This is a genomic window from Cryobacterium sandaracinum (assembly GCF_004403415.1).
Classification (GTDB): domain Bacteria; phylum Actinomycetota; class Actinomycetes; order Actinomycetales; family Microbacteriaceae; genus Cryobacterium; species Cryobacterium sandaracinum.
Window position 1 is genome coordinate 42,496 of record NZ_SOGO01000018.1, and the last position, 26,400, is coordinate 68,895.

The 26,400-nt window shown below is 67.9% G+C and carries 26 protein-coding genes and 1 tRNA gene; 13 read left to right on the plus strand and 14 right to left on the minus strand.

Translation table 11 applies throughout. The features are described from left to right. The first annotated feature begins 41 nt into the window (after window positions 1-41). Window positions 42-1,052 (plus strand): aldo/keto reductase family protein, encoded by a 1,011-nt coding sequence (locus tag E3T25_RS05980; RefSeq protein WP_104099560.1) that lies wholly within the window; start codon window positions 42-44, stop codon window positions 1,050-1,052. A 139-nt stretch (window positions 1,053-1,191) separates the two neighbouring features. Here E3T25_RS05980 and E3T25_RS05985 read toward each other — a convergent pair whose 3' ends face one another. The 4 genes from E3T25_RS05985 to E3T25_RS06000 form a co-directional block, all read right to left on the minus strand. Then, the gene (locus E3T25_RS05985) at window positions 1,192-1,992 is read right to left on the minus strand and encodes an amino acid ABC transporter ATP-binding protein (RefSeq protein ID WP_369827922.1); all 801 of its coding nucleotides are present in this window, start codon (window positions 1,990-1,992) and stop codon (window positions 1,192-1,194) included. Further along, complete coding sequence (locus tag E3T25_RS05990; RefSeq protein ID WP_104099561.1) at window positions 1,989-3,023, minus strand: amino acid ABC transporter permease; 1,035 nt, start codon at window positions 3,021-3,023, stop codon at window positions 1,989-1,991. Before E3T25_RS05990 ends, E3T25_RS05985 begins: the two co-directional genes overlap by 4 nt. A gap of 3 nt (window positions 3,024-3,026) precedes the next feature. Then, the gene (locus tag E3T25_RS05995; RefSeq protein WP_134342425.1) at window positions 3,027-3,926 is read right to left on the minus strand and encodes an ABC transporter substrate-binding protein; all 900 of its coding nucleotides are present in this window, start codon (window positions 3,924-3,926) and stop codon (window positions 3,027-3,029) included. 195 nt (window positions 3,927-4,121) lie between these two features. Then, window positions 4,122-4,985, minus strand: a complete 864-nt coding sequence (locus E3T25_RS06000) for a sulfurtransferase (RefSeq protein WP_134373049.1) — start codon at window positions 4,983-4,985, stop codon at window positions 4,122-4,124. Between the two features lie 37 nt (window positions 4,986-5,022). On the opposite strand from E3T25_RS06000, the gene E3T25_RS06005 reads away from it, so the two are divergent. Together E3T25_RS06005 and E3T25_RS06010 are read left to right on the plus strand one after the other, a co-directional pair. After that, window positions 5,023-6,231, plus strand: a complete 1,209-nt coding sequence (locus tag E3T25_RS06005) for an MFS transporter (protein WP_104099564.1) — start codon at window positions 5,023-5,025, stop codon at window positions 6,229-6,231. Window positions 6,232-6,345: 114 nt separating this feature from the next. Beyond that, window positions 6,346-7,170: an aldo/keto reductase gene (locus tag E3T25_RS06010; protein ID WP_134373052.1), complete on the plus strand. Its 825-nt coding sequence runs from the start codon at window positions 6,346-6,348 to the stop codon at window positions 7,168-7,170. A gap of 275 nt (window positions 7,171-7,445) precedes the next feature. On the opposite strand, the gene E3T25_RS06015 is transcribed toward E3T25_RS06010, so the two are convergent. Together E3T25_RS06015 and E3T25_RS06020 are read right to left on the minus strand one after the other, a co-directional pair. Further along, complete coding sequence (locus E3T25_RS06015; protein WP_134373055.1) at window positions 7,446-8,441, minus strand: aldo/keto reductase; 996 nt, start codon at window positions 8,439-8,441, stop codon at window positions 7,446-7,448. Continuing rightward, window positions 8,396-9,343 carry an alpha/beta fold hydrolase gene (locus tag E3T25_RS06020; protein ID WP_104099567.1) on the minus strand — a complete coding sequence of 316 codons (948 nt, stop codon included), beginning with the start codon at window positions 9,341-9,343 and terminating at the stop codon, window positions 8,396-8,398. Before E3T25_RS06020 ends, E3T25_RS06015 begins: the two co-directional genes overlap by 46 nt. 137 nt (window positions 9,344-9,480) lie before the next feature. On the opposite strand from E3T25_RS06020, the gene E3T25_RS06025 reads away from it, so the two are divergent. Genes E3T25_RS06025 through E3T25_RS06035 form a run of 3 tightly spaced genes read left to right on the plus strand, consistent with a single transcriptional unit; the run spans window position 9,481 to window position 12,892 of the window. Then, window positions 9,481-10,377, plus strand: a complete 897-nt coding sequence (locus E3T25_RS06025; RefSeq protein WP_134373058.1) for a DUF4349 domain-containing protein — start codon at window positions 9,481-9,483, stop codon at window positions 10,375-10,377. Window positions 10,378-10,386: 9 nt separating this feature from the next. Then, a complete protein-coding gene (locus E3T25_RS06030) occupies window positions 10,387-11,553 on the plus strand; it encodes an acyl-CoA dehydrogenase family protein (RefSeq protein WP_241980670.1) in 1,167 nt (388 codons plus the stop codon). Further along, window positions 11,546-12,892 carry a threonine/serine exporter family protein gene (locus E3T25_RS06035; RefSeq protein ID WP_104099570.1) on the plus strand — a complete coding sequence of 449 codons (1,347 nt, stop codon included), beginning with the start codon at window positions 11,546-11,548 and terminating at the stop codon, window positions 12,890-12,892. Before E3T25_RS06030 ends, E3T25_RS06035 begins: the two co-directional genes overlap by 8 nt. A 27-nt stretch (window positions 12,893-12,919) precedes the next feature. Here E3T25_RS06035 and E3T25_RS06040 read toward each other — a convergent pair whose 3' ends face one another. Further along, complete coding sequence (locus E3T25_RS06040) at window positions 12,920-13,165, minus strand: hypothetical protein (RefSeq protein ID WP_104099571.1); 246 nt, start codon at window positions 13,163-13,165, stop codon at window positions 12,920-12,922. A 186-nt stretch (window positions 13,166-13,351) separates the two neighbouring features. Here E3T25_RS06040 and E3T25_RS17665 point away from each other — a divergent pair, with 186 nt between their 5' ends. Together E3T25_RS17665 and E3T25_RS06045 are read left to right on the plus strand one after the other, a co-directional pair. Further along, window positions 13,352-13,474 carry a hypothetical protein gene (locus tag E3T25_RS17665; RefSeq protein ID WP_255408599.1) on the plus strand — a complete coding sequence of 41 codons (123 nt, stop codon included), beginning with the start codon at window positions 13,352-13,354 and terminating at the stop codon, window positions 13,472-13,474. Window positions 13,475-13,553: 79 nt separating this feature from the next. Continuing rightward, a complete protein-coding gene (locus E3T25_RS06045) occupies window positions 13,554-14,441 on the plus strand; it encodes an alanyl-tRNA editing protein (protein ID WP_134373064.1) in 888 nt (295 codons plus the stop codon). Window positions 14,442-14,655: 214 nt separating this feature from the next. On the opposite strand, the gene E3T25_RS06050 is transcribed toward E3T25_RS06045, so the two are convergent. From E3T25_RS06050 to galU, 4 genes are all read right to left on the minus strand, one after another. Beyond that, a tRNA-Ala gene (locus tag E3T25_RS06050) sits at window positions 14,656-14,728 on the minus strand. Window positions 14,729-14,809: 81 nt separating this feature from the next. Continuing rightward, window positions 14,810-15,832 carry a hypothetical protein gene (locus E3T25_RS06055; protein ID WP_104099573.1) on the minus strand — a complete coding sequence of 341 codons (1,023 nt, stop codon included), beginning with the start codon at window positions 15,830-15,832 and terminating at the stop codon, window positions 14,810-14,812. Window positions 15,833-15,904: 72 nt separating this feature from the next. After that, window positions 15,905-16,564 carry a GNAT family N-acetyltransferase gene (locus E3T25_RS06060; protein WP_104099574.1) on the minus strand — a complete coding sequence of 220 codons (660 nt, stop codon included), beginning with the start codon at window positions 16,562-16,564 and terminating at the stop codon, window positions 15,905-15,907. A gap of 56 nt (window positions 16,565-16,620) precedes the next feature. Beyond that, a complete protein-coding gene (gene galU / locus E3T25_RS06065) occupies window positions 16,621-17,514 on the minus strand; it encodes a UTP--glucose-1-phosphate uridylyltransferase GalU (protein ID WP_104099575.1) in 894 nt (297 codons plus the stop codon). A 34-nt stretch (window positions 17,515-17,548) separates the two neighbouring features. On the opposite strand from galU, the gene E3T25_RS06070 reads away from it, so the two are divergent. The 3 genes from E3T25_RS06070 (at window position 17,549) to mscL (ending at window position 19,127) form a co-directional block, all read left to right on the plus strand. Next, window positions 17,549-18,127: a 5-formyltetrahydrofolate cyclo-ligase gene (locus E3T25_RS06070; protein WP_104099576.1), complete on the plus strand. Its 579-nt coding sequence runs from the start codon at window positions 17,549-17,551 to the stop codon at window positions 18,125-18,127. An 86-nt stretch (window positions 18,128-18,213) separates the two neighbouring features. After that, a complete protein-coding gene (locus tag E3T25_RS06075; RefSeq protein ID WP_104193714.1) occupies window positions 18,214-18,603 on the plus strand; it encodes an FmdB family zinc ribbon protein in 390 nt (129 codons plus the stop codon). Between the two features lie 86 nt (window positions 18,604-18,689). Beyond that, window positions 18,690-19,127 carry a large conductance mechanosensitive channel protein MscL gene (gene mscL, locus E3T25_RS06080; protein WP_104099578.1) on the plus strand — a complete coding sequence of 146 codons (438 nt, stop codon included), beginning with the start codon at window positions 18,690-18,692 and terminating at the stop codon, window positions 19,125-19,127. Window positions 19,128-19,585: 458 nt separating this feature from the next. Here the strand turns inward: mscL and E3T25_RS06085 are convergent, their stop codons facing one another. Both E3T25_RS06085 and E3T25_RS06090 read right to left on the minus strand, forming a co-directional pair. Further along, window positions 19,586-19,867, minus strand: coding sequence for a hypothetical protein (locus E3T25_RS06085; protein ID WP_104099579.1), 282 nt, complete (start codon window positions 19,865-19,867; stop codon window positions 19,586-19,588). Continuing rightward, window positions 19,860-23,711 (minus strand): AAA family ATPase, encoded by a 3,852-nt coding sequence (locus tag E3T25_RS06090; RefSeq protein WP_241980672.1) that lies wholly within the window; start codon window positions 23,709-23,711, stop codon window positions 19,860-19,862. Before E3T25_RS06090 ends, E3T25_RS06085 begins: the two co-directional genes overlap by 8 nt. Before the next feature lie 133 nt (window positions 23,712-23,844). On the opposite strand from E3T25_RS06090, the gene E3T25_RS06095 reads away from it, so the two are divergent. Beyond that, window positions 23,845-24,864, plus strand: a complete 1,020-nt coding sequence (locus E3T25_RS06095; RefSeq protein WP_134342416.1) for an adenosine deaminase — start codon at window positions 23,845-23,847, stop codon at window positions 24,862-24,864. Here the strand turns inward: E3T25_RS06095 and E3T25_RS06100 are convergent. Beyond that, window positions 24,842-25,858 (minus strand): magnesium and cobalt transport protein CorA, encoded by a 1,017-nt coding sequence (locus E3T25_RS06100; RefSeq protein WP_104099581.1) that lies wholly within the window; start codon window positions 25,856-25,858, stop codon window positions 24,842-24,844. The genes E3T25_RS06095 and E3T25_RS06100 overlap by 23 nt on opposite strands. A 106-nt stretch (window positions 25,859-25,964) precedes the next feature. On the opposite strand from E3T25_RS06100, the gene E3T25_RS06105 reads away from it, so the two are divergent. Continuing rightward, the coding region (locus E3T25_RS06105) for a 4'-phosphopantetheinyl transferase family protein (RefSeq protein ID WP_478213429.1) at window positions 25,965-26,400 on the plus strand (436 nt) is incomplete at its 3' end.

Consider the following 26,400-nt stretch of genomic DNA (forward strand, 5'->3'; position numbering starts at 1 on the left):
TCACCCAGCGACAGTGGGACCGCTCCGCTTAGGCTGTAGGCATGGAATTCCGCTATCTCGGTTCATCAGGCCTGAAAATCTCCGAAATCACCTACGGCAACTGGCTCACCCACGGTTCGCAGGTCGAGAACGACATCGCCACGCAGTGCGTGCATGCCGCGCTCGACGTGGGGATCACCAGCTTCGACACCGCCGACGTCTACGCCAACACGAAGGCGGAGTCCGTTCTCGGCGACGCCCTCAAGGGCCACCGCCGCGAAAGCCTCGAGATCTTCACCAAGGTCTATTGGCCGACCGGCCCGCGCGGCCACAACGACGTCGGGCTGTCCCGCAAGCACATCATGGAGTCGATCAACGGTTCTCTGACCCGACTGCAGACCGATTACGTCGACCTTTACCAGGCCCACCGCTTCGACACCGAGACCCCACTGGAGGAGACGATGCAGGCCTTCGCCGACATCGTTCGGCAGGGCAAGGCGCTCTACATCGGCGTCAGCGAGTGGACCGCCGCGCAGCTGCGAGCCGGCCACGCCCTCTCCCAGGAGTTGGGCTTCAGCCTGATCTCGAGCCAGCCGCAGTACTCGATGCTGTGGCGCGTCATCGAAGACGAGGTCGTGCCGACTTCGCGCGAGCTCGGCGTCGGCCAGATCGTCTGGTCCCCCGTGGCCCAGGGTGTGCTTACCGGCAAGTACAAGGCAGGCCAGGCCCCGCCGGCCGGCTCGCGCGCCACCGACCTCAAGGGCGGCGCCGACATGATCAGCCGCTTTATGAACGACGACGTGCTCACCCGGGTGCAGAAGCTTGAGCCGATCGCCGCCGACCTCAACCTGTCGATGGCGCAACTGGCCGTGGCCTGGGTGTTGCAGAACGACAACGTCTCAGCAGCCCTCGTCGGAGCTTCCCGCCCCGAGCAGGTGCGCGAGAACGTCGAGGCCGCGGGAGTGAAGATCCCGGCCGAGAGCATGAGGCAGATCGACGAGGTACTCGGCGACGTCGTGGAGCACGATTCCGCGATGACCGCGGCTACCGCACCGCAGAGCCGCCCGGCGTAGGGCAGGCTCGGCGTCACACTGCTCGGCCCGAACGAGAGTCGCCGTTTGTGCCGAGAGTCGCCGCAACGGCGGGTACTCTCGGCACAAACGGCAACGGTGGCTGCGGTTTTCCTAGAGCAACATTTCTAGAGCGCCATTTCTAGAGCACCTTCGACAGGAACGCCTGCGTGCGGCGGTGCTGCGGGTTCGTCAGGATCTCGTCCGGGTCGCCCGCTTCGACGACCACACCGCCGTCCATGAAGACGAGCGAGTCGGCGACCTCCTTGGCGAAGCCCATCTCGTGGGTGACCACGATCATGGTCATGCCCGATTTGGCCAGACCCTTCATCACGTCGAGCACCTCGCCGACGAGCTCAGGGTCGAGCGCACTGGTCGGCTCGTCGAAGAGCATGAGCTTGGGTTCCATCGCGAGTGCGCGGGCGATCGCCACCCGCTGCTGCTGCCCACCCGACAGGTGCGCCGGGTAGTAGTCGGCGCGTTCGGCCAGACCCACCCTGGCCAGCAGATCGAGAGCGCTCCGCTCCACCTGGGCCTTCGGCAGCCCCTTCACCCGGATCGGCGCCTCCATCACGTTCTCTAGCGCCGTCATGTGCGGAAACAGGTTGAACCGCTGGAACACCATGCCGATGTCCCGTCGCTGACGGGACGCTTCCTTGGGTGCCATCTCGTAGAGCTTGCCGTTGGTCTCCCGGTAGCCGATCAGCTCGCCGTCGACGCTGAGCCGACCGGCGGAAAGCACCTCGAGGTGGTTGATGCAGCGCAGGAACGTGGACTTGCCCGACCCACTGGGCCCGACCAGGCACATCACCTCGCCACGCTTCACCTCGAGGGAGATGCTCTTGAGCACCTCGTTTGAGCCGAAGCTCTTCGATACCTGCTCGGCCAGAACCATGGGAGGAATCGTGACGGATGCCCCGGCCTGCGTGTTCACGTCGGTCATTTCACGCCTCCGGGGTTGGCTGGTGGATCGTTCTCGCGCGGCGGTGCGATCACCGACGGCTGCCCGGAACCGATGACGGGGACGACCCCGGTGAGGGTTCCCGTTCCGGTGCCGACGGCATCCTTGCGATCCGGCTGCCGGTCGCCCACGCCGCGGGCGAACCGCTTTTCGAGGAAGTACTGGCCGACCATCAGGATGGACGTGAAGAACAGGTACCAGATCGAGGCCACGATCAAAAGCGGGATCGGGTTGAACGTCTCCGCGGAAATATCCCGCGACCGGGTGAACAGCTCGAAGCTGAACGGCACGGCGGTGACGAGCGACGTGGTCTTCAGCATCGAAATGACCTCGTTGCCCGTCGGCGGGATGATCACGCGCATCGATTGCGGCAGGATCACCCGCGTCATGGTCTGCGACCAGCTCATTCCGAGCGCCGTCGCAGCCTCCTCCTGGCCGCTGTCCACGGCCAGGAGGCCGGCGCGCACGATTTCAGCCATGTAGGCCGCTTCGTTCAGGGCCAACCCGATGATGGCGATGGTGAACGTGCTCAGTGCCGCGTTGGTCGAGAAGGACACCCACGGGTCCATGAACGGGATGCCGATGTCGATGCTCGAGTAGATCAGCGAGATCAGACCCCAGATCGTCAGCTGCACGTAGACCGGGGTGCCACGGAAGATCCACAGGTAGAACCAGGCCAGGCTCTTCACCACGGGGTTGGGCGAGAGCCGCATGACGGCCAGGATCACCCCGAGGACGATCGCGATGACCATGGAGTACACGGTCAGCTGCAGGGTCACGACGGCCGCCTGCGAGATGCGGCGGTCGAAGAGGTACTTGCCGACGGCGGGCCAGTCGTAGGCCGGCCGGAGCGCGGCGTCGACGACGATGGAGACGAAGACCACCACGAGCAGAATGGCGAACACCATCCTCCACGGATGCCGCAGCTTGATGGCCTTGATAGGCACCGATGGGGCCGGTTCCCCGGGCGGGCGGGTTGCCCCGCCCGCCTTCGGTGGAGTTGTGATGCTCATACGTTATCCGTTCGACGCGGCGTTGATCGTGATCGTCTCGATCGCACCATCCGCGACACCCCACTCGTCGAGGATGTCACCGTAGGTGCCGTCGTCGACCATGGACTGCAGCGCAGCCTGCACGGCCTTGGTCAGCTCGGAGTCCTTGGCGACCACGATGCCATACGGCGCCACATCGAAGGTCTCTCCGGCCGGCTGCAGCTTGCCCTCGGTCTGGGCGATCGCGTAGAGAGTGACGGGCGAGTCGGCGCTGAGCGCGTCGGCCTGGCCCAGCACGACCGCGTTGGTGGCCTGGTCCTGGGTGTCGTACTTCAGCTTGTCGATCGCCGGCTTGCCGGCCGCGACGCAGGCGTCACTCTTGGCCGGCACTTCGTCGGTGTCCTCATACGTGGTGGCCTGCACGGCGACCTTCAGCCCGCAGGCGTTGTCCGGATCGACGTCGTTGCCGACGGCCGAGGCCCACTGGATGCCGGCGACGAAATAGTTGACGAAGTCGACCTGCTTCTCCCGCTCGACGTTGTCGGTGAAGGAGGACACGCCGATATCGGCCTTGCCGCCGGTCACGCTCGGAATGATGTTGTCGAATTTCGCGACCTGGAATTCCGGCTCCAAGCCGAGCTTGGCTGCGACGGCCTCAGCGATCTCGATGCCCCAGCCGATCGGCTCACCGGCTTCGTTCTTGAACTCGTTGGGAGCGTAGGTCGGGTCGGTCCCGATGACGAGCGTGCCGGAGTCGGCGACCTCGGCGGGAAGCATCGCGGCGGCGGCGTCGTCCACGGCGATCTCACTGGCGGAGGAGTCGGCCATCGCTCCGCCCGTGGTGTCCGTGGAGTTGTCCACGCAGCCGGTGAGCAGGAGTGCCGTGACGGCGGCGAGAGCCGGGAGCAGGTATTGAGCGCGCATTGCGTAACCTTTTTCGTGGTTGTCGGATGTGTCTGGTTCGTCTTTGAGGTCCGTTAACGGAATTCGACAAAAGCGAGCATATAACAGCACGCTCACGCGGATTCCGTGCGCAGATAACGTTTTGGGCCAGCCCTACTGAGCGTGGACGGGCTTCCCCGTGTCTCAGTATGACCGGAAGCGTGTTTCGCGCGGATTTCACGCCCGCGGGTCGCCCATCGCGACCGGGCGGCCCGGCAGGTTAGACCACTGCGACCACGAGCCGGGGTAGAGCGCCGGTGAGAACCCGGCGATGGCCAGAGCGGCCGCCTCGTGCGCGGCGGTGACGCCGGAGCCGCAGTAGACGCCCACCGTGCCGCCCGCCGTGACTCCGAGCGCCTCGAACCGGGCGCGCAGTTCGGCGGCCGGGAGGAAGCGCCCGTCGAGGGTGAGGTTGTCGGCCGTGGGCGCGCTGATCGCGCCGGGGATGTGGCCGGCACGAGGATCGATCGGCTCCGTGTCACCGCGGTAGCGTTCCGCAGCGCGGGCGTCGAGGAGCGCGCCGGTCTGCGCGAGCGCGGCGGCGGCATCCGTGTCGAGCACAGGCAGCACCCCGTCGGAGAGGGTGATCGTGCCCGGACGGACCGTTTCCGCGCTCAGCTCTGTCGTGGCCAGCTCGCCGACCGCGAGCGGCAGGCCGGCGGCGCGCCAGGCGGCGAGCGCCCCGTCGAGAAGCAGCACGTCGCGCACCCCGGCGTGACGCAGCAGCCACCAGGCACGGGCTGCCGACACCCCGCCCAGGTCGTCGTAAACCACGACCGTGTGGCCGTCACGAAGCCCCCAGCGGCGCGCGGCTGCCTGCAGCGTCGCACGGGTGGGCAACGGATGCCGCCCGTCGGCCGGTTCGCCGGGCCGGGCCAACTCGGTCTCCAGGTCGACGTACACGGCGCCGGGGATGTGGCCGGCCCGGTATTCGTCCGGCCCGGGAGGGCCACCCAGCTTCCAGCGCACGTCCAGCACCCGAACGTCGTTTCGGGACTCAAGCATGGCTGCCAATTCGTCGGCCGTGATCAGTATTCGCACGCGCTCACGCTACCTCGGCGGACGTAGACTTGAGTAAGTGAGCAGCTATTGGACCCTTTTGAAGACTCCGGGCGTTGCTCGCGTCATCGCCGCACAACTGACAGCTCGGTTCCCCTTTGGGATGCTGTCGCTCGCGTTCCTGATCCACATCGAGCAGGTCTTCGACTCCTATGGCGCCGCCGGCCTCGTGCTGGGCGCCATGAGCATCGGCCAGGCCGTCGCCGGGCCGCTCACCAGCCGACTGATGGGCCGCTGGGGCATGCGTCCGGTGATCACGGCCACCCTCGTCGTCTGCGCGACCTCCATCGTGACAATGGCTCTGGTCAGCATGCCCATTTATGTTCTGATGGCCGTGGGGCTCATCGCCGGGTTGTCCACACCGCCGATTCAGCCGGCCGTGCGCACCATCTACCCGAAGATCGTCAACTCCCGCCAGCTCACGCCGCTGTTCTCGCTCGACGCGTCGGCCCAGGAGATCATCTGGGTGCTGGGCCCGGTGATTGCCACGTTCGTGGCCATCCAGGTCAGCCCGGTCGCCGGCATCCTGCTCGCCGCCATCTTCCTCATCGGCGGCGGCGTCTGGTTTCTGGTGCTGCCCGAGGTCGGCCGGGTGCGCATCCCCCGTAGCCGCCGCAAACTCGGCGTCGTTCTCAAACGCCCGGCGGTCATGCTCAGCACCATCGTCGGCTTCATGCTGGTAGCCGCCTGCGCCTCGGTCGAGGCGGGTGTGGTGGCCGCGTTCGGGCACGGCAGCGCGGACTCGGGCTGGGTGCTCGGCATCTTCGCTCTCGGCTCGCTGATCGGCGGGCTCGCCCTCGGCCACGCCCCGATCGGCCCTTGGGCGTTGGCCGCACGGATGCTCATCGTCACCGTCGGCCTCGGGCTCGCCACTCTCGGGCTCAGCTTCTGGTGGCTGGCCGCCACCTTGCTGCTGGCGGGAATCGGAATCGCTCCGGCCTTCGCCGTTCTGTTCGGCATCGTGTCCGCGAGCGTCAAGTTCAGTGACACCGCGGAGGCCTACGGCTGGGTGGGCACCGGCCAGCTGATGGGCGCCGCCCTGGGTTCCGCCATCGCCGGTTTCATGATCGACCAGAGCGGCGCCACGGCGGCCATCCTGGTCGCGGCCGGCTTCGCGGGGCTCGGCACGATCATCCCCGCGCTCGGCCGGCGCTGGCACCCCGACCTGCGCGGCCGCGATGCGAGCCCGCTCCCCGACACCGCACCGATCCAGGTGCAGGTCTCCTAGCCGCCTCCGCTCATCGCGCGGTGAACCGACACAATTGCGGGGTTAAGCGTCGCGCGCACCCCTCAATCGTGTCGTTTCACGCCTCGGCGCAGTAGGACGAGGTTAGATGGGGGAATGACGCTCTCACCGTTACTTCCCCTGCATGACGGACACGGTATCCCCCAGCTCGGGCTCGGCGTGTACAAGATCGCGGATGCCGCGGCGGCCGACGCTGTGCAGGTCGCCCTGGAGGCCGGTTACCGCCACATCGACACCGCGGCGCTCTACGACAACGAGACCGGCGTCGGCCAGGGTATCGCCCGCTCCGGCCTGCCCCGTGAGGACGTGTTCGTCACCACGAAGGTCTGGAACGACCAGCACGGCTACGACAAGACCCTGCGCGCCTTCGACGTGAGCCTCGGCAAACTCGGCTTCGACTACGTCGACCTCTTTCTGATCCACTGGCCCGCACCCCGCCAGGACCTCTTCGTCGACACCTGGCGCGCCCTCGAGACGCTGCGCGCCTCAGGTCGCGCCCGGTCGATCGGGGTGTCCAATTTCCAGCCGCACCACCTGGACCGTCTGCTGGCCGAAACGGATGTCGTTCCGGTCCTCAACCAGGTGGAGCTGCACCCGTGGCTGCAGCAGTCCACCGTGCGCGAGTACGACGCGGCCCACGGCATCCTCACCGAGGCCTGGTCGCCGTTGGCCCGCGGCCGCGCGATCGGCAACGAGACCCTCGACGCCATCGGCGCCCGGCACGGCAAGACGGCCGCACAGGTGGTCATCCGCTGGCACCTCGAGCTGGGCAATGTGGTGATTCCGAAGTCGGTGACACCGGTGCGCATCCGGGAAAACTTCGACGTCTTCGACTTCACACTCGACGCCGGCGACCATGCCGCCATCGCCGCCATCGACGCCGGCCAGCGCACCGGCAGAGATCCCGACGACCTGGACTGAATCTCGGCTCGACCCGGATCGGTGCCCGCGGGTCGCGCTGAGGGCCCCGCGCCACTCTCCCGCGCCCCTCCCCGCACCCCTGACGAATTCGACGGAGATTTCGACCGAATCCCGCCCAAACAAGCCGGAAACCGGCTTCAACCCAAAAATCTCCGTCGAATTGGTTCGCCGGAGCCGCAGTGCCTTGCGACAATGCCGCCCCCACAGGTCCACGCGAGAGTCCCCGTTCCGGTCGAGAGCGACCCGCGGAGCGGGCACTCCCGACCGGACAGGTGCTACCAGCGGCGGTGGATCTGCTCGCGCAGCATCCGGTCGTAGATATCCTGCACGCCCTCGTTGAGCCCGAGGCTGAGCGGGGCGACCGAACCGGCAGCGGCGTTGCCGCGAGCCTGCTGCAACGATCGGGCCCCGGGGATGACCGAGCTGATGCCGTCAATCTGGGCCACCCAGGCCAGCGCGGCCTGCGCGGGCGTGAGCTCCTCGGTCAGGGAGCCCACGAGCGCCGCGAACTCCGCGGCGGCTGCCAGGCCGGTCTCATAGTCCACACCGGAGAAGGTCTCGCCGACGTCGAAGGCGCTGCCGTCGCGGTTGTAGTTGCGGTGGTCGTTCGCCGCGAAGGTTGTCTCCCGGGTGTACTTTCCGGTCAGCAGGCCGCTCGCCAACGGAACGCGGGCGATGATGCCCACACCGGCGGCGCGCGCGGCCGGCAAGACGGCCTCGAGCGGCTTCAGCCTGAACGCATTCAGGATGATCTGCACGCTGGCCAGGCCGGGCCGTTCGATGGCTGCGAGAGCCTGGTCGCAGGTCTCGACGCTCACCCCGTAGCCGGCGATGGCTCCCTCGGCGACGAGTGTGTCGAGCGCGTCGTAGACCTCGTCGGATTCGATCACGTCGCTCGGCGGGCAGTGCAGCTGCACGAGGTGCAGGGTGTCCATGCCGAGGTTCGTGCGGGACCGGTCGGTCCAGGCCCGGAAGTTGGCGAGCGTATAGTTCTCGGCCAGCTGGTCGACCCGTCGGCCCATCTTGGTGGCCACGGTGATGCCGGCTGCGGCGGCGCTGCCGGCCAGGAATCGACCGATGATCTGCTCGCTGCGGCCGTCACCGTAGACGTCGGCGGTGTCGAAGAAGGTGACGCCGGCGTCGACGGATGCCGCGAGCACCGCGGTCGCGTCGGCCTCCGACACGTCACCCCAGTCCGCTCCCAGCTGCCAGGTGCCCAACCCGATCACGGAGACGATTCGGCCGGTTTTTCCGAGGGTTCGTGTGTCCATGTCTCCAGCCTAGCCACGGAAGTCAAAGTGGAAGCAGTGACCGACGAGGCAGCAGCCGCGGACAAGGCCCCGGCCCCGGCCCTGTCGTCCGCGTCGATAACCCGGGCCAGTGCCCGGGCGAGCCGCGGCCGGATGAGATGGTCGTTCGCTTCGACGCGGTGCATGGTGACGTGGCGCATCCGTTCGATCACCGTCATGGAGCCGGCCGCGATGAAGGCGTCCAGCACACCGTAGACCACGTCGACCGGCACTCGCACGGCCGCGATGTCGCTGACCACGGTCTGCGATTCGATGCAGTGCTCCAGCGATTTCACGAACGGGGTCCAGTTGCGCTCCGTCAGCTCGAAGATGCCCTTCGGCAGCAGCCGTGCGATGATGGCCGCGTTCGCGAGAGTGAACTCCTTGTTCAGCCGCAGGAAATCGTAGGCGCGCAGGTAGGCGTTCACCCGGGCCCGCACCCAGCGTTCACCGATGTCGGTCGGCGACAGATAGACCGGCGGCCCCACGAGCACCACCCGGGACACCTGGGTTCGACGGGACGCGCGGGTGCGGGGCATCGCCGCCAGCCGGGCCGCGATCAGGCTGCCGAGGGAGTGGCCCACCAGGATGAACGGCTCGCGGAGCTTCAGCGACCGGATCGTGGTGGCCAGGGCCTCGACGTGGTCCTCGAGCCGATACTCGCACCCTTCGGGGATCGGCGATTCGCCGAAACCCAGGATGTCGACGGCGATGACCCGGTGCCTGGGCACAAGCAGTGGCACCAGTTCCCGGAACGTTTCCGAGGAGGAGGCGATGCCGTGCACGAGAATCACGACCGGACCGGTTCCCTCATCGATTGCGATGTGCAGCAGCGGCGGGCGTGTCCAGCCGAGCCGTTCGCAGAGGGTCGCCCACCAGGTCATGGTTCCAGTATCGCCGTGAACGGCGTCCCCGATCCATTCAGCGACCGGTGTAGGCGGCGCATGCACGCGAAGCGCGCGCCGCATGCCGAGACTCGATTGTGATCCAGAGCCGGCGACAGCGGTCGTACAGTGGGGCCATGAAGCGTTTGCCCGCGATCGCCGCGGTACTCCTGAGTGCACTGCTGCTGGCCGGATGCTCCGTGCCCGGCGCTTCCACCGACTCCGGCGGCACCGCCACGTCCCCGGGCCTCGCCGAACCGGGCGTCGTCAATCCGGGGACCGTCACACCCGGCGCCGAACCCGGCGAGTCTCTCGACTCGCGCACCTTCCCGGACGGCAGCACGGGCGAGATCGCCTCCAGCCAGCGCGACGTGATCACCACCGGGATGGTGTCGATCACCGTGAAGGACCCGATCGCATCCGTGCAGGATGCCGTCACCATCACCGAGCAGGCCGGTGGTCGGATCGACAGCCGCACCGAGAACCCCGCCACCGGCAACCAGCCGGCGAGCGCGAACCTCACCCTGCGCATCCCCTCGGATGAGCTCGACCGCACGCTGGCGGAGCTGAAGCAGCTCGGCACCGTCAACTTCGTGTCACTCAATGCCTCGGACATCACCCAGCAGACCCAGGACCTCGATGCCCGGATCACCTCGCTGCAGACCTCGGTCGACCGGTTACTCGCCCTGATGACGAGCGCCACGAACACGACCGACCTGATCGCCGTCGAGAACGCGCTGGCCGAGCGGCAGAGCGAGCTCGAGGGGTTGCAGGCGCAGCGAGACTACCTGTCCGACCAGGTTGATTTCTCGACCATCACGCTCGACCTGTACTCGACCGGCACAGTGGATCCCGGCACCCCGGACGACTTCTGGGATGCCATCGCGGCCGGCTGGAACGCCCTCCTGACAGCCCTCGGTGCCGCGATCGTGGCCATCGGCTTCGCGCTGCCCTGGCTGCTCGCTCTCGGCCTGGTCGCAGCAATCGTCTACCTGGTGATCCGGTTGGCACGCAAGCGGCGCACGCCTGCGTAAACTTATTTGGTGTACACGTCCACCGAACTCTCCCCGCTCGGTGACGAGCTGCTCGAACGCATCCGTTCTCGTGCCGCGAAGCATGACCGGGACAATACGTTCCCCGCCGACGATCTGGCCGACCTGATCGCCCGCGGTTACCTCCGCTCGCTCGTGCCTGTCTCCCATGGTGGCCTCGGGCGCAGCGTGCAGCAGGTCGCCGACGACCAGATCCGGCTCGCCGCCCACGCCCCGGCCACGGCCCTCGCCGTCAACATGCACCTCGTCTGGACGGGCGTGGCTCTCACCCTGCATCAGCGCGGCGACGACAGCCTCGCTTGCGTGCTGCACGGCGCCGCCGCGGGCGAGATCTTCGGCTTCGGCGTGAGCGAGCCGGGCAACGACCTCGTGCTCTCCGATTCGATCACGACGGCCACCCCACAGCCAGACGGCGGCTACCGATTCACCGGCACCAAGATTTTCACCACGCTCTCCCCGGCCTGGACCCGGCTCGGCACCATGGGGATCGATCGGGACTCCGTTGACGGCCCGAAAATCGTCTGGGCGTTCATCGATCGGGGCGACCCGGGCGTCAGTCAGAAGAATGACTGGGACACCCTGGGCATGCGAGCCAGCCAGAGCCGCAGCACGGTGCTCACCGACGCATCCGCCCGCCCGGAGCAGGTCTTCCGGCGGCTGGATCCCGGGCCGAACCCTGACCCGCTGATCTTTGCGATCTTCGCCAATTTCGAGATCCTGCTGGCGGCCGTGTACACCGGCATCGGCCGGCGCGCGGTCGAGCTGGCCGTGCTGGCGGCGAAGCGGCGCACGTCGCTCAAGCACGACGGCCGAACCCTGGCGCAGGACCCGGACATCCGTTGGCGCGTCGCGGAGGCCGCGATGATGATGGATGGCCTGTACCCCCAGCTCGACGCCCTCGCCCACGATCTCGCCACTCAGGCCGACCACGGCCCGCGGTGGTTCCCGCTCCTGTCGGGCCTGAAGTATCGCGCCACCGAGACCGCGCGCCTGGTCGTCGACCAGGCGCTGCGGGTCAGCGGCGGCTCGTCGTACTTTGCCGGGAACGAGCTCGGGCGACTGTACCGCGACGTTCTTGCCGGGCTCTTCCACCCGTCCGACGCCGAATCGGCGCACGCCACCGTGGCTGCCGCCTGGCTGGGTCCGCTCGATGTCTGATGTCACCCGCGCGATCAACGTCTTCGACAGCGCCGCCTACACCCGCTCGGTCCTCGACCTCACCATGCGGCTCGCGGAGGTCATCTTCGCGGCTGGCGCCGGAGCCGAAGATGCCACGGCCGCCATGGAAGCCATCACCCGCGCCTACGGGCTGAGGGGAACCGAGGCCAACGTCACGCACACGATCATCGCGCTCACCCACGAGGACCCGGCCACGCACGAGTCCATCACCCGGAGCCGCAACGTCAAGTACCGTTCGCTCAACTACAGCAAGCTCGCGGCCACCTCCGAGCTGATCGCCGAGATCCTCGACTCGCCGCCGGATGTCGCCGATGCCCGCAAACGTCTGGCCACCATTGTCAGCGCCAAGCCGCAGGTACCGGCCCTGTACCGCCGGCTGGGCTGGAGCCTCGTCGGAGCCGGGGCCGCCGTGCTCATCGGCGGCGGCCTGGTCGTCTGCGTCGCCGCCTTCGTCGCCACCTTCTTCATCGACCTGATCACGACCTCGCTCGACCGCCGGCAGGTTCCCGTCTTCTACCAAAACGTGGTGGGCGGGGCGATCGGGCCGATTGTCGCCGCGATCGTCGCACTCATCGACACCTCGGCGAATCCGTCCCTGGTCGTCATCGCGACCATCATCATGCTCCTGGCCGGCGTCACCACCTTCGGCGCGGTCCACGACACACTGTCGGGCTTCTACCTGACCGGCACGGCACGGATGATGGAGGCCCTGTTGATCACGGGCGGCCTGGTCACCGGCGTGGCCGGGGCGTCACTGCTGGTGGCCCGCTTCGGGTTCCAATTGCGCGTCGATGCCAACCTCACGCCGACTCTGGCCGACTTGCCCGTGATGCTCGCCGCCGCCATGGTCATCGTCGCCGGTTTCGGCCTCGCCGTGCAGGTGCCGTGGCGGGCGTTCTGGGTGGTCTGCCTGCTCGGCGCCGTCGCCGAGCTGCTCTATCTGGGTGGGGCGAGCGCCGGCTTCGGCCTGGTCTGGTCGTCGGCTCTCAGCGCAATGGGTGTCGGTCTGCTGGCCGCGATCGCGGCCCGGATCGTGCGCACTCCCCCGCTGGTGATCGTCGTTTCCGCGCTCGTCCCCCTCGTTCCGGGGCTGATCCTGTTCCGCGGCCTGCTGCAGCTGTCCGACGGCAACATCGACGGCCTGCTCAGCATGCTGACCGCAGGTGCCGTGGCCGCCGCGCTGGCGGCGGGCGCCATCCTCGCCCAGTACGTGGTGCAGTTCGTCTGGGGTCCGGCGCGCAGGCTGCAGCGCCGCTTCGTGGGGCCGCTGATGGCTTTGCCCGTTCGGCTCGGCCGCGGCCCCGGCACCCGGATCTGACCCGGTGGACGAATCAAGCGGTTCCGGCTAGTTGGGAATATCCGCTTCGCCCTGCGGGTCTTCGGTATCCTCCTCAACGAAGCGGTAAGGGATCGGTTCCTCGGTTTCGTGGCCGATCCGGAAACTGCGGCGCACGGTTGAGCCGTCTTCCGTCTCCTCGAGCACGACCTCCTGCTGGTACTCGCCGTTCACGTACTCGAGTTTCCGGGGCGTGCCGGCGGCGATCACGTTGGGTCCGTAGAAAATGGCCTCGTAGGTGGTCGTGTCGCTCATATTTGGATCCCTTTCTCCGGGTGGAGACGTCTGCCTCTCTGGCGGGGCGCGTCGGTCTCAGCCTACGGCCGGGCGCGCAAGTTGCACAGGCCCGGGTGCCGGTGCGAGCGGGAAGGTGCCGTTTCGCGGCAACCCGCGTAGGGTCGAAGTCACGGTGCCGCTGGGGCTCGGTTCGAAGGAGTACACATGGCTGACAAATCACCCAAGAAGGACGCATCCAAAAAGGTTGCCGGCAAGTCCTTGAAGGAGAAGCGTGCCGACAAGCATGCCAAGGCGAACGAGACGACCGAGAAGGCGCGCAAGGCCTAGCGCCTGCTCCACGATTAAACTCAGGGTGTTGCCGCGCTAGCCGCGGCAACACCCTTTTATGTTCCGAAAGGACCTGCCGATGACCCTTCCCACCATGGACACCCAAGTGAGCTACCCGGCCGGGCAGACCGAGAGCACCGCGACGGTGCTGCACGTCGAGCCGCTCCCGACCGGACTGCTCGCCGTGCTCCTCGACACCACCCCCGTGCACCCGGTTGACGCGGGTTGGCCCGACCAGGGTCCCGACCGGGCCGTGCTGCGCGCCCAGGGAATCGAGCTGCCGGTGCTGGACTGCGTCGTCGGAGCAACGGACGGGTCGGCGCTGCATCTCGGCCGGGACATCCCGGTGCCGAAGGGAACGCCCGGCTGGGCGTTCGTCGTGGCCCACATCGTGCAGCCCCATGCCGCCCTGATCGAGGGGCAGCCGGTCGACGCCGTCGTTGACACCGGCTACCGGCGACGGATGTCCGCGGGCCACACCGCGTGCCACCTCGCCGCCCTCGCCCTCAACCTGGCTCTCGCAAACCGGTGGAAGAAGGACGTGCGCACCGACGCTCTCGGCAGCCCCGACTTCGACGGCACCGCGATCGACGTGTCCCTCATCGGCGAGAACGAATCCGTGGACACCTACCGGCTCGGCAAATCCCTGCGCCGCAAGGGCTTCGTCACGGAGGAACTGGCCGACCAACTGGCCGAGATCGAATCGATGCTGAACACCTCTCTCGCCGGGTGGGTGGCTACGGACGCGAGCGTGCGCATCGACCGGGACGGCCCACTGCTGACCGACCGCCGGTACTGGGTCTGTGAGCTGCCGGCACACGACGTGCGCATCCCCTGCGGCGGCACCCACGTTTCCTCCCTGGCCGAGCTCGGTGCTGTGCGCGTGGCGCTGTCCACAACCGACGTGGAGGGCACGACCGTGCTCACCATGGAGACGTTCGTCGGCCGATCGGCGCTCGGCGGCTGAGGCCGGCGCAGGTCGGCACGTGAACTCGGCTTGAATCAGAAACTCCCATTTCGGAGATTTTTGCGACACGCTGTTCACCCCGGCGCACCACGCCGCATGAACCGAAATCTCCGAGTTCGGCGACGGAATGGCTCGTCGGCCTGAAGACGAAGACAGAAAGAAGAAGGCCCCCGGTTTCCCAGGGGCCTGCGACTGACGATTGTCACTATCTCGGTGGAGCTAAGGAGATTCGAACTCCTGACCTTCTCATTGCGAACGAGACGCGCTACCAACTGCGCCATAGCCCCTAACCGCTTATGCAGAATATCACGCGCGGCGACCGAGTTTCGCCGAACCGCCCGCTAGAGCCCGAATGGGCCCGGGTTCGGTCAGCCGACGGCGCGGCGACGGCGTAGCACGTCGTCGAGGTCGCTCATGCCGGGAGCGGTGTCTCCGACGACCCCCATCGACGCGAACCGGCTCGCTGCGGGCACGGCCGGAGCATTCTCGCGACCGGGCGCCGCACGCGTGAGCGGGGTGACGGCCACCTCGAGCGCCGCGGCCCGGCGGGCGAGTTCCGCCTCTGCGGCTACCTTCCGCAGCTCGGCGGCGGCATCCACGGATGCCATCGCCGCCTGGGCGACGGATCCGCGCGACAGGTGCATCGGCCGAGGCAGCGGCAGCGGCGTCCAGCTCGGAGCGACGACCGGCGTCTCCTCGAGGTGCACGGACTCGAAGGCCTGCCCGACACGGGCGGAGGGGTAGCTGACCTCTGAGCCATTTGCGGCGGCAGCGTGCTGGTGGGCGCGGCGAGATGTGCGGGCGAGGCGCGATAGCGCCCCGACAGCGAGCGCGACCGTAGCCAGGCCGGCGAGGACTGCGGTCCAGGCTCCGCCCGCTGCCACCGCGAGAACCCCGGAGACGAAGAAGAGGATGCCCCCGAGCAGGATCAGGGAGGTCAGCGCTCGCACCCGGCGCAGACGCAGAGCGCGAGCGCGACCCGGCAATCTGGCCACGACCCCGGCGCCCACTGCGCCGGCACGCACTGCGGAAGCCTGGGCAGCGACCTCTCGGGCGGCAGCGGCGCGGTTTGTGGCGGCCAGGGCCGCGGCGGAGCGCCGGGCGGACGCGGCGGCATCCGTCACCGCCTTCGCCTCGGCTCGGGCATCGTCTTCGGCCTGGGCCAGCAGCTTGCGTTGGGTCAGGACGGTTCGGGCATTCGCTTCGAGCCGCACCTGCTGGGGCACCTCGGACGTCTCCGCCAGAATGCGCATGGTCTGCTGCAAGCGAACAGCGTTGCGCTCGGTGGTGAGGTACTGGCGTCGGCGCGCCCAGGTCGGCATGAGGTATGTCACCCACAGGGCAGCCGCGACCGCAATCATCACTCCCCCGCCCAGGATCTCGCTACTCATAATCTCTAAGGTAAGAGGGCCGTAGCCATGCGGTGATGATTATCGAGGGTGTGTCACGGGCAATTCTTGCACTCATCGGTCACTCACCGTCAACGGATGCGCGGCCGCGGCCCGATCGACGTCCGTCACCCGGGCGGCGTCGGCCGGCGCCTGGCCGAACTGCCAGCGGTGCAGCACGCCCTGGCGCACCTCTTCGGCCACCAGCCCGAAGCAAAAATGGTCGCGCCAGTCGCCGTTAATGTGAATGTACCGGCGACGCAGACCCTCGTAGCGGAAGCCGAGTTTCTCCACGACCCGCAGCGAGGGCACGTTCTCGGGTCGGATGCAGATCTCCATGCGGTGCAGCCCGAGCTGGCCGAAGCAGTAGTCGGTGGCCAGGGCTACGGCTGTGGGCGTGATCGCCTTCCCTGCGAATTCCTCGCCCACCCAGTAGCCGATGGTGGCCGACGACAGGGAGCCCCAGGTGATTGACGACACGTTGAGCTGGCCGGCCAGCTCGCCCTGGTATTCGACCAGGAACGGCAGCCCGCTGCCGGCACGAGAGTGCGCAAGCAGGCTGCGGATGCTGGCGCGGGTGTCGAAGGACATCGGCGCATAGGGGCTGGTGGCCTCCCAGGTGCGCAGCCAGCCCCGGTTCTCCATCAGGGAACGGTCGAGGTTGCGGTCGTCGCGCAATCGGATCGGTCGCAGTGTGACGGGACCCTCATGAAGCGTCGGTATTGCGATCGCCACAGTGTGCCCGTCTACTCAATGCCGAAATGGTGTTCCCTTAATCTACCGCGCGTGTTTTAGTCGAGAGTGGCGACGAACTCGTGCAGCCAGGGCCGCAGGTCCGGTCCGAGGTCCTCGCGGTCGACGGCAAGCTGCACAATGGCCTTGATGTAGTCGAGGCGGTCGCCGGTGTCGTAGCGGCGGCCACGGAAAATGACCCCGTACACGCCGCCGCTGGTGACCGGGTTCAGCGCCATCTCCTGCAGCGCGTCGGTGAGCTGGATCTCGTTACCCTTGCCCGGCTGGGTGCGCTCGAGCACCTCGAAGACCTCGGGGCGTAGCACGTAGCGGCCGATGATGGCCAGGTTCGACGGGGCATCCTCGGTGCTGGGCTTCTCGACCAGCCCGGTGACCCGCACCACGTCGGGATCGTCGGTGGCCTCGACCGCGGCCGCCCCGTAGAGGTGGATCTGTGAGGGCTCCACCTCCATCAGGGCAATGATGCTGGTATTGCGCGTGCTCTGCTCGGCGAGCATCTTCGACAACAGCGGGTCGCGCGCGTCGATGATGTCGTCACCGAGCAGCACCGCGAACGGTTCGTTGCCAACATGCATCTTGGCTCGCAGCACCGCGTGGCCGAGGCCCAGCGGGTCACCCTGGCGGACGTAGTGGATGTCGGCCAGGTCGGTGGCATGGTTGACCTTCTCCAGTCGGCTGTGGTCGCCCTTTTTCTTCAGGATCGCCTCGAGTTCGGTCATGCGGTCGAAGTGGTTTTCCAGCGCGTTCTTGTTGCGCCCGGTGACCATCAGCACGTCGGTCAGGCCCGCGGCCACGGCCTCCTCCACCACGTACTGGATCGCCGGTTTGTCGACGACCGGCAGCATCTCCTTCGGCATGGCCTTGGTGGCCGGAAGAAAACGAGTGCCCAGTCCTGCAGCAGGAATGACGGCTTTGGTAATTGGTGTCCCCATGGTCCCTACGATATCGGCATCTAGGATGAGATATATGGATTCCGTTATCGGTCACCGAAAGCGCGCGCTTCGCGCCGAGCTGCGGGAGCGCCGCCAGAACCTGACCTCGGTCGAACGGGAGGCCGCGACGGCCGGATTCACTCAGAATCTGCAGAGCATCACTCTGGATCTGTCGGCCCGGTCCATCTCCTGCTACCTGTCCTCCCGCAACGAACCGGACACCCGCCCGTTCGTGAACTGGGCGGAGGCCCAGGGCATCCGGGTGCTGTTTCCGGTGTCCCGCGATGACGGACTCCTCGACTGGACCGTCGGCGAGGACCAGACCGAATTCGAGGGTCTCTCGGGCGCCCCCGAGGCAGGCGGCAGCCTGCTGGGCCCGATCGCGATCAACGACGTTGACCTCATCATCGTGCCGGCCGCCGCCGTCGATGCGACCGGCCTGCGCATGGGCTGGGGTCGCGGCTACTACGACAAGACCCTAGGCTCGATGGAGAAGTGCCCGCCGGTGTATGCCGTCGTCTTCGACAACGAATTCGTCGACGAGGTGCCCCGCGAGGTTCACGACCAGCCGGTCGACGGCCTGGTCACCCCCACGCGCATCATCGCGTTCTGATCGGCCCTCCCCTACTTCCTGTTCAACGAAAGCCATTTCATAATCGGAGATTCCGGCCCACGGGCCGGTCCCCCATCGGAGTTCCAGTGCCTACCTATTCCTACCGCTGCACCGAGTGCGACACCGCGTTCGACATCCAGCAAGCATTCACCGACAACTCGCTCACCACGTGCCCTACCTGTGGAGGCAAGCTGCGCAAGGTCTTCTCGTCGATCGGCGTGACCTTCAGCGGTTCCGGCTTCTACAGCAACGACGCCCGGTCGGATGCGAAGCGCTCGCTCGAGCGCTCGTCGAAGACCCCAGACAAAAAGTCAGATAAGAGCTCAGACGCGAAGTCGGGCGATTCCGGCTCCGGCACCGGTTCCGGCTCCTCCAGCGAGAAGTCCGCGGCCCCCGCGAAAGACAGCTCCGGCCCGACGAAAGTCGCAAGCACCAGCACCAGCAACACGCCCGCGTCCGCCGCGAAGGCCTCCTAGCCCCCAGCACCTCACCGCCTCAGCACCTCAGCATCTCAGCACACCACTCGCCTGTCCCGGCGCCGAGACCTCACCGGAGTATCACCATGATCCAGGGCTTCAAAGAATTCATCATGCGCGGCAACGTCATTGAGCTTGCTGTCGCCGTGGTCATCGGCGCGGCGTTCACCGGGGTGGTCAGCGCGATCGTCACGGGCATCTTCAACCCGCTGATCGCGGCGATCTTCGACTCGGAGAGCCTGACGGAGGCAATGGTCATCGGCCTTCCCGGCGGGGGCGGCCTGTCGTTCGGTCTCGTCCTCGCCGCGGCCATCAACTTCCTGCTGGTCGCCGCCGTCGTCTATTTCGTCTTCGTGATGCCGCTCAACCACCTCAAGCACACGCAGGAGCGTCGCCGTGCAGCCGGAATTCCCTCCACCGCCGATGCCGCCGCCCCCACAACGGAACTCGACCTCCTGACCGAGATCCGGGACCTGCTGGCCGCCGGCGCGACACTCGACCAGGGTCCGAAGCACACGCTCTAGATGAGTGAGGCCTCATCGATTGGTTATCGCTCCCGGCAAGCCAATTCTGACCGGCCCCCGTTGACGCTGCTCAGTACAGGCGGAAGGCCGTGTCCGGGGTCGAACCAATTCGACGGAGATTCTGACGTTTGAGCGGGATTTCGGCCTGTTTCCGGACGATACGGGCAGAATCTCCGTCGAATTCGTTCGGGCCGCGGGCGGAGCGCGTGGTGGATACCGAGCGGCACAAGCGCTGCTGCACAGCGGGCAGGCGTTGTGGCCAACTCAGGAGATCCCTCCGGCCGGGTCGGGCATCCGCGCCGGTTCCGCACTACTCCGCGGCGGCTGGTGAATGCGGCCGACGGATGTCCTGAGTTAGCCACACACACACACACACACACACGCGGGCTCGGCGGGCCCATCGCCCACGACGATGCGGCCTCACTCATCCACGGCAGTCACCGACTCCGTCCCTTCGGCTACCAGTGCGGCGGGCGGTCCTGACGGAGCCGTTCGTCGTTGACGCCGCGGGTGCCCGGTCCGGCGGGATCGGCGGGCACGATGCCGCCCTCCTCGCGCAGAACCGGTGGGTGCGGATCGGGGTCGGTGTCGGGCGCGGGCGTCAGCCGAGCACGCCGGGACGTGCCGGCCGATTTGACGACGGACTGCCGGGGAACGACGGATGCGTCCCGGTGGCCGACCTTATCCCGGTGGTCGAGCTTGTCGAGACCATCCCGCTCGGGTACGTCGCGCTCAGGCACCAGGTCGGCGCACCGGACCGGATGAACCAGGCGCCGTCGAACCAGTCGCCGTCGAACCACGCCCCGTCGTACCAGGCGCGGCCGAGCCATGCGCGGAGGATCCGGCAGCCGCCGGCGGCACCGACAGGCCGACGAGTGCCGCCACGCGGGCGGCCACCGCGTCCGGGTTGCTGAAGAGTTCGAAGCTGTGCACCCGCAGGTAGTGCCAGCCGAGGCGGCGCAGCACTTCGGGGCGGAGCCTCAGGGACTCGCGCAAGCTCGACCGGCCGACGACGGCATCCGTTTCGACGACGACGGCACGGCCCGCGTGCGAGCCGGCGAGGGCCAGCTTGCCGCGGTGGCCGAGCGACACGGTGAGGCCAAGGCGTTCCAGGCGGCGGGCCAGGTCGACCAGCATCGCCTCGCTCGCGTCGGGAACTTGGGCCTCGTTGCGGCGCGCCTCAGTCTCGCTGAGCACCTGGGAGAGCGCGAGGATGCCGTGGCGCTGGCGATCCTCGTCGATGTCGGAGGGGCGGAAGCAGGAAACGATATCCATGGCCCGGCGGGCCCGGGTCATGCCGATGGCCAGCAGCCGCTCGCCGCCCGGTTCACCGAGCGAACCGAAGTTCGTCAGGAGACGGCCGTGCGGGGTGCGGCCGTAGCCGATGGAGAAGATCACCCGGTCGCGGCTCTGCGCCACGGCCTGCTCGAGGGTGAGCACAGTGAATGGCTCGGCCCGGTCTTTCAGGATGAAGTCGGAGAGGTCGGTACGCTTGGAGAAGGCGGACAGCACGGCCTGGTGCACACGCACGGAGTGCCGCGCGCTGGCCGTGATGACCATGAGTGATTCCTTCGGGCGCTTGACGGCGTGGTCCATGACGAGTTCGACGACCTTGGCCACCTCGGCGTCGACGCTTTCCACGGCCCCGGAGTCGGCGTCGGGCATGCCGTGCCCGCCGGCCACGTAGTTGATGGTGAGGCTGCCGTGCCCGAGGTAGCTGCCCGCCCAGGGCAGGGAGTCGATGCGCCCGCCGTAGAAGCGGTGGTTGACGAGTTCCGCGAGGTCTTCGCCGCCAGCGCGGTAGCTGCGGGTCAGGGTGAGGGTCGGCAGCAGCTCGCCGAGACGGGCCAGGGCCGAGTCGGCGTGCAGGGCGTCGACGTTGGTCTCTTGCTCGACGCGGTCGTCGGCGGCGGCCGTGATGCCGGTCTCGAACGACGACGGTGTCTGCGTGACCGGGTCGCCGAACGCGACGATCTGCCGGCCGCGACGGATGGCGCCGACGTTCTCGGCCAGAGTGGTGGCGCCGGCGTCGACGAGCAGGACGGTGTCGAAGCTCATCTGGTCGGCGAGTGCCGCCACCTCGTAGGGCGAGGCCAGCCAGACCGGGGCGAGCACGCGACCCAGGTGCGGGGCGGCCTTGTGCAGGCGGGTGGGGGTGGCCCGGTCGGCGCGCAGCAGGCGCCTGAGGTTGTCGGCCTCCTCGGGCCAGTCGACGACGCCGATCTTCCAGGTCTCGGCGAGCAGCCAGGCGAGGAGCTGCCCGGTGGTCGAGGCGTGCGCCTCGTCGACCAGGCGGAAGTCGGCCTCGAGCCGGTCGAGAACCTGCGTGTTGGCGTTCAGGAGGGCCTTGTCGCCGCTGAGCATGGTCTCGAGCACGGACTGCCACCAGGCGAGTTCGAGCTCGTCGGCGACGTCTCTCTCGGACACGTGGCGCTGGGCCAGGTCGGTCATCAGCGGGTCGAGATTGTGTTCGCGCAGGGTAGCGAGCAGCGCGGTGCGCTCATGTAGGTTCGCCAGTACCTCGCTCTCGGCGGCCAGGCCGGAGATCGTGTAGATGAGCTCCTTCACCGGGCGGTTCGACAGCTGACGCGTGGTTCCGGCCGCTCCGAGCGGAACGTCGAGGCTCGCGAGGTCTTCCGAGACGCGCTGGTAGGCCACATGCACATCCGAGATGCCCACGGGCACCTCGGGAGTGACGCCGGCGACTACGAAGCGCTGCCACAGGGTGCGCTGCTGCTGGATGCGGCGCAGGCTCTCGTTCATGTCGCTCACGTGCACGCCGGGGCGCAGGTATTCCACAGCGAGCTTGCGCAGACGGCGACGGTTCGCGCCGGTCATCTCGGGCGACTCCCGGCGGGACGCGGTCGCGGAGATCAGTTCGGTCAGGGACCGGTCGAAGACGGCCGGCTGGAACTTGTCGAGCGTCTCCCGGATGTCGAGCAGCAGCCGCAGGTAGACGCCGAGCTCGGCGATGGTCTCGAACGGTCGCAGTCGGGTCTGGCCGACGAGTCCGGCGGCACGCTCGAGCAGGCGTGGGAGTTCGATCTGGTTGACCCGTTTGGCCAACTGGTGCGCCGCCGAGGCGTCCGCGGTGGAGGAGAAGGAGGCTCCGTACCAGGGCGAGTCGCCCGGTCCGTAGCGGAATTCACCGAGTGCAGCCGCCTTGATCAGGGTGGCGGCGGCGGCCGGCCGACCCTGCGCCAGGCGTTCGAGCGCGCGCCGGTCGAGCCTGGCCGTGGTCGAAGGAGGTGAGGGCAGCTGCGCGAGGCGTGCCAACTCTCCGAGGGCGTCGAGAACGGACACCCCGAGCGCCGGGTCGCGGCGGGTGAGCGCCGACCGGTAGTCGAGTAGCACCTTGCGCAGGCGCACAAGCGCGTCGTCGACGTCGCCGACCATGGGCTGGGTGGCCTTCTCGTTGCGGGTGATCGCCTGGATCAGGTCCCGGCGCAGGGTGCGCGGGGTCACGGCGACCCCGGGCAGCCCGACCTGCACCAAGCGGTGCGCGATACCGTCGAGGCTGGAACGGCGGGCGCTGACGACGAGCACGCGCTTGTGCTGAGCGATAAGCGAGCCGATCGCGTTCACAATCGTCTGCGTGCCGCCGGTGCCGGGAAGGGTTTTCACGACGAGCGAGTTGCCGGCCGCGATCTGCGCGACGACGTTCTCCTGCTCGGAGTCCGCGTCAAGCAGAAGGATGTCGGTGGCCGGTGGCCGGGAATCCTGGCCGAGCGGGACGACCGGGTTGTACGCGGTCTCGATGGCGCGCCGGGCGTTGGTGTTGCCACCGATCGCGTCGAGCAGCGGATGGTCCAGGTTGGCCGCATCGGCGGCGAGAGCACGGCCGACGTCGGCGAACACGGAGGCCACGAGGCGCGGTACCACGTTGAACCAGGGCAGGTGCGAGGTGAGGCCGCGCAACCGGTCGATCACGGGCTGCGGTTTGAAGGCGCCGTTGGTGACGGCCAACGCCACGAACGCATCCGCATCCAGAACGATCTCGAACTGGTCCTTCAGCGCGCGGGCCAGTTCCGGGTTGAGGAACGGCTGGCCCTTGAGCTTGAGTTCGAAATCGCGGCCGTAGCGGCGGATGGCGAGGGGGCGCAGCAGCACGGGAGCGCTGTAGTCCACATCGTTGTGGCGCCACTCGGCGAGGCCGATGGCCAGGTGCACCGATTCGATGCCGCGCATGGAGCGCAGTTCGATGCCCTTCTGGGTGATCTCGCCGGCCGCCAGCCGCGCGTTGCGCAGGGCCAGCTCGTCGCGGATCAGGTTGGAGAGCAGAGCCGTCTTGCCGGTGATGAACTGGGGCAGACCGCCCGGATGGGTGGCGCTCAATTCGATCCGCGTGCGGGGTCCGTCGCTGAAGTGCAGCAGCGGGGAACGCCCGCCCACTTCGGCGAGTTCGTCGCGCCAGCGCTGCCAGACCGGGTCGGCCACATTGCCCACGGTGAGGGACGGATCGCCCAAGCTGACCGCGTGCGGAGCCGCGGAATCGTGCGGGTCGGTGGGCGGAGCATCCTGAATCTCCGTCAGGATGCCGTCGTCATCTAGTTTCTTATCGAGGCGCCACACACTCGACACCATAAGCCAAATCCCTCCGATTCCGCGGCAGGCGGCCCGGAATTGCGCGGATTCAGCCCCGAATTGTCTCAAAACGGGGCTTCCGGATGCGCGTGCGGCCGTCAGCGATTCGGCTCGCCTCGGCGAGAATGGTGCAATGAAACTCCCCCTCGTCGAACTCCACCTGCACATCGAGGGAACCCTCGAACCGGAGCTGCTCTTCGAGCTGGCCGCGCGGAACGCGGTGACTCTGCCGTGGGCGTCGTTGGCGGAGCTGCGCGCCCAGTACGACTTCGCCGACCTGCAGTCGTTCCTGAACCTCTACTACCGGGCCCTGGACGTGCTGCGCGAACGGATCGACTTCACCGACCTGACCCGCGCCTACCTGGCACGCGCCCGCACGGCCGGGGTGCGGCACGCGGAGCTCTTCTTCGACCCGCAGGCGCACACGAGCCGGGGCGTCCCGCTGGTCACCGCCCTGGCGGGGGTGCGCGACGCCCTGGACCGGTCGGTCGACGAGTGGAGCATCAGCACGAAGCTGATCGTGACGTTCCTCCGGGACCGTCCACCCGCCGAGGCCCTGCAGATCCTGCGAGAGATTCTCGCCGGTGGGGTGCCGATCGATGGCATCGGGCTGGACTCGGCCGAGGTCGGCTATCCCCCGGAGCTCTTCACCGAGGTCTTCGCTCTGGCCCGCGAGAACGGTTTGCGCCTGGTGGCGCATGCGGGCGAGGAAGGACCGCCCGACTACGTCTGGCAGGCCCTCGACCTGCTCGGGGTGGAACGCGTCGACCACGGCATCCGCAGCCTGGAAGACGAGGTGCTGCTTGACCGGCTTGTGCGGGACCGCATCCCGCTCACGGTCTGCCCGTTCTCGAATGTGCGACTGCGCGTGATCGACACCCTCGCCGACCACCCCATCGTGCGGATGCTCGACCGCGGGCTGCTCGCCTGCATCAACTCCGACGACCCGGCCTACTTCGGCGGCTACATCGACGACAACCTGGCCGCGGTCGATGCGGAGTTCGGCCTGGGACCGGACCGGCTGGCCCTGCTCGCCCGGAACGGGATCGAGGCGTCGTTCCTGACGAACGGGGAGAAGGCGGCCCTGACTGCCGAGGTCGATGCCTGGCGTGCTGCCCAGCCGGCGCCGGCTACAGCCATCCGTTCTTCTTGAAGACGCCGTAGAGGCCGACGCCCATCGCGAGCATGAGGGCGAGTGCGAACGGGTAGCCGAACACCCAGGTGAGCTCGGGCATGTGGGTGAAGTTCATGCCGTAGATGGTGCCCACGAGCGTGGGCGCGAAGAGGATGGCCGCCCAGCTCGAGATCTTCTTGACCTCTTCGCTCTGGACGAGGCTGGTCTCGGACAACCGCCGGGTCTCCTCGTTCTGGCGCTGGGTCACAAGGGTGCTGTGCACAGTGAGGGCATTGTCGAGGAGTTGGCGGAACGCGTCGCCGCGCTCGACAACCCGAAGGGTGTGGTCGAGCACGTCACGCAGGTGGTGGCTGAGCTCCGCGGGGACGTTGTAGGTGGTGAAGCCCTTCTGCAACGACTCCAGCATGCCCACGAGCGGCTGCGTCGCACGCTGGAACTCGATGACCTCCCGGGAGAGGTCGTAGATGCGCCGGGCGACGGCCTGATCGCCGTCGAAGAGCTGGTCCTCGATCTCGTCGATGTCGTTCTCCAACCCGGCGACGACCGGCCCATACTCGTCGACGATCTGGTCGAGGATGGCGTAGAGCACGGCCTCCGGCCCGAGGGCCAGCAGCTCCGGCGTCTTTTCCATGCGCTCGCGCACCTGCGCGAGGTCGGGCGACTCGGCGTGGCGAATGGTGGCCACGAAGTCCGGGCCCACGAAAACGTGCAGCTCGCCGAACTCGACGCGTTCTTCCTGGTCGAGATAGCGGGCCGGACGCAGCACGACGAAGAGGATGTCGTCGAAGCGTTCCAGCTTCGCCCGCTGGTGGCCCTTCAGCGCGTCTTCGACCGAGAGGTGGTGCAGGCTGAATTCGGCCGCGACCGAGCGCACCTCGTCGGGTGAGGGCCGGTACATCCCGATCCAGGCGAAGCCCTGGTGGGCCTTCATCACCTCATAGGTCTCGTCGAGCGTCGTCGGGTTCGCGGCCCGGCGGCCCTTCACATATACAGCGTTGTCGATCAGTGCCACGCGCGCTCTCCTTAGCTAACAGCTACCAGTGTCGCACCGGACGGGCCGCCCGCTGAGCGGGCTCGCGCACTGACCGGGCACCGGCGGGGAAGGTAGGTTGGGGGTCGTGAACCCTGAGCGAGCCGGCGACGTCTTCATCGTCGTCGCTCCCCGCGGGTCCACGGATGCCGACGACCGGCGGTTCCTGGCGGCCGCGGCTGCCTGGGCGCTCGGCGTTGATTCGCGCCTCGTGCGCATCGAGCGAGACTGTCCGCACTGCGGCGGCCGGGACCACGGCCGGCCGCTGGTGGCGGTGTCGTCCGGGGCCGGGACGGGGACCAGCCCGCTGCACGTCAGCCTCAGTCGCGCCGTCGGGTGCGTCGCGTTCGCCCTGACCTTCCTCGGCCCGGTCGGGGTGGACATCGAGAGCGTCGCGGACGTCTCCCGGGCCGGGTTCGATGCGGTCGCGCTCGGGCAGGTGGAGCTCACTGCCCTGGCCAGGCTGTCGGCCCCCACCGCGGGCGCCGCCGCGGGCGCCGCCGCGGGCGCCGCCGACACCGCAC

Coding starts and splice junctions, on each gene's coding strand:
- E3T25_RS05980 (WP_104099560.1), top strand. CDS start 42: ATGGAATTCCGCTATCTCGGTTCATCAGGCCTGAAAATCTCCGAAATC.
- E3T25_RS05985 (WP_369827922.1), bottom strand. CDS start 1,992: ATGACCGACGTGAACACGCAGGCCGGGGCATCCGTCACGATTCCTCCC.
- E3T25_RS05990 (WP_104099561.1), bottom strand. CDS start 3,023: ATGAGCATCACAACTCCACCGAAGGCGGGCGGGGCAACCCGCCCGCCC.
- E3T25_RS05995 (WP_134342425.1), bottom strand. CDS start 3,926: ATGCGCGCTCAATACCTGCTCCCGGCTCTCGCCGCCGTCACGGCACTC.
- E3T25_RS06010 (WP_134373052.1), top strand. CDS start 6,346: ATGACGCTCTCACCGTTACTTCCCCTGCATGACGGACACGGTATCCCC.
- E3T25_RS06015 (WP_134373055.1), bottom strand. CDS start 8,441: ATGGACACACGAACCCTCGGAAAAACCGGCCGAATCGTCTCCGTGATC.
- E3T25_RS06020 (WP_104099567.1), bottom strand. CDS start 9,343: ATGACCTGGTGGGCGACCCTCTGCGAACGGCTCGGCTGGACACGCCCG.
- E3T25_RS06025 (WP_134373058.1), top strand. CDS start 9,481: ATGAAGCGTTTGCCCGCGATCGCCGCGGTACTCCTGAGTGCACTGCTG.
- E3T25_RS06035 (WP_104099570.1), top strand. CDS start 11,546: ATGTCTGATGTCACCCGCGCGATCAACGTCTTCGACAGCGCCGCCTAC.
- E3T25_RS06040 (WP_104099571.1), bottom strand. CDS start 13,165: ATGAGCGACACGACCACCTACGAGGCCATTTTCTACGGACCCAACGTG.
- E3T25_RS17665 (WP_255408599.1), top strand. CDS start 13,352: ATGGCTGACAAATCACCCAAGAAGGACGCATCCAAAAAGGTTGCCGGC.
- E3T25_RS06045 (WP_134373064.1), top strand. CDS start 13,554: ATGACCCTTCCCACCATGGACACCCAAGTGAGCTACCCGGCCGGGCAG.
- E3T25_RS06055 (WP_104099573.1), bottom strand. CDS start 15,832: ATGAGTAGCGAGATCCTGGGCGGGGGAGTGATGATTGCGGTCGCGGCT.
- galU (WP_104099575.1), bottom strand. CDS start 17,514: ATGGGGACACCAATTACCAAAGCCGTCATTCCTGCTGCAGGACTGGGC.
- E3T25_RS06070 (WP_104099576.1), top strand. CDS start 17,549: ATGGATTCCGTTATCGGTCACCGAAAGCGCGCGCTTCGCGCCGAGCTG.
- mscL (WP_104099578.1), top strand. CDS start 18,690: ATGATCCAGGGCTTCAAAGAATTCATCATGCGCGGCAACGTCATTGAG.
- E3T25_RS06090 (WP_241980672.1), bottom strand. CDS start 23,711: ATGGTGTCGAGTGTGTGGCGCCTCGATAAGAAACTAGATGACGACGGC.
- E3T25_RS06095 (WP_134342416.1), top strand. CDS start 23,845: ATGAAACTCCCCCTCGTCGAACTCCACCTGCACATCGAGGGAACCCTC.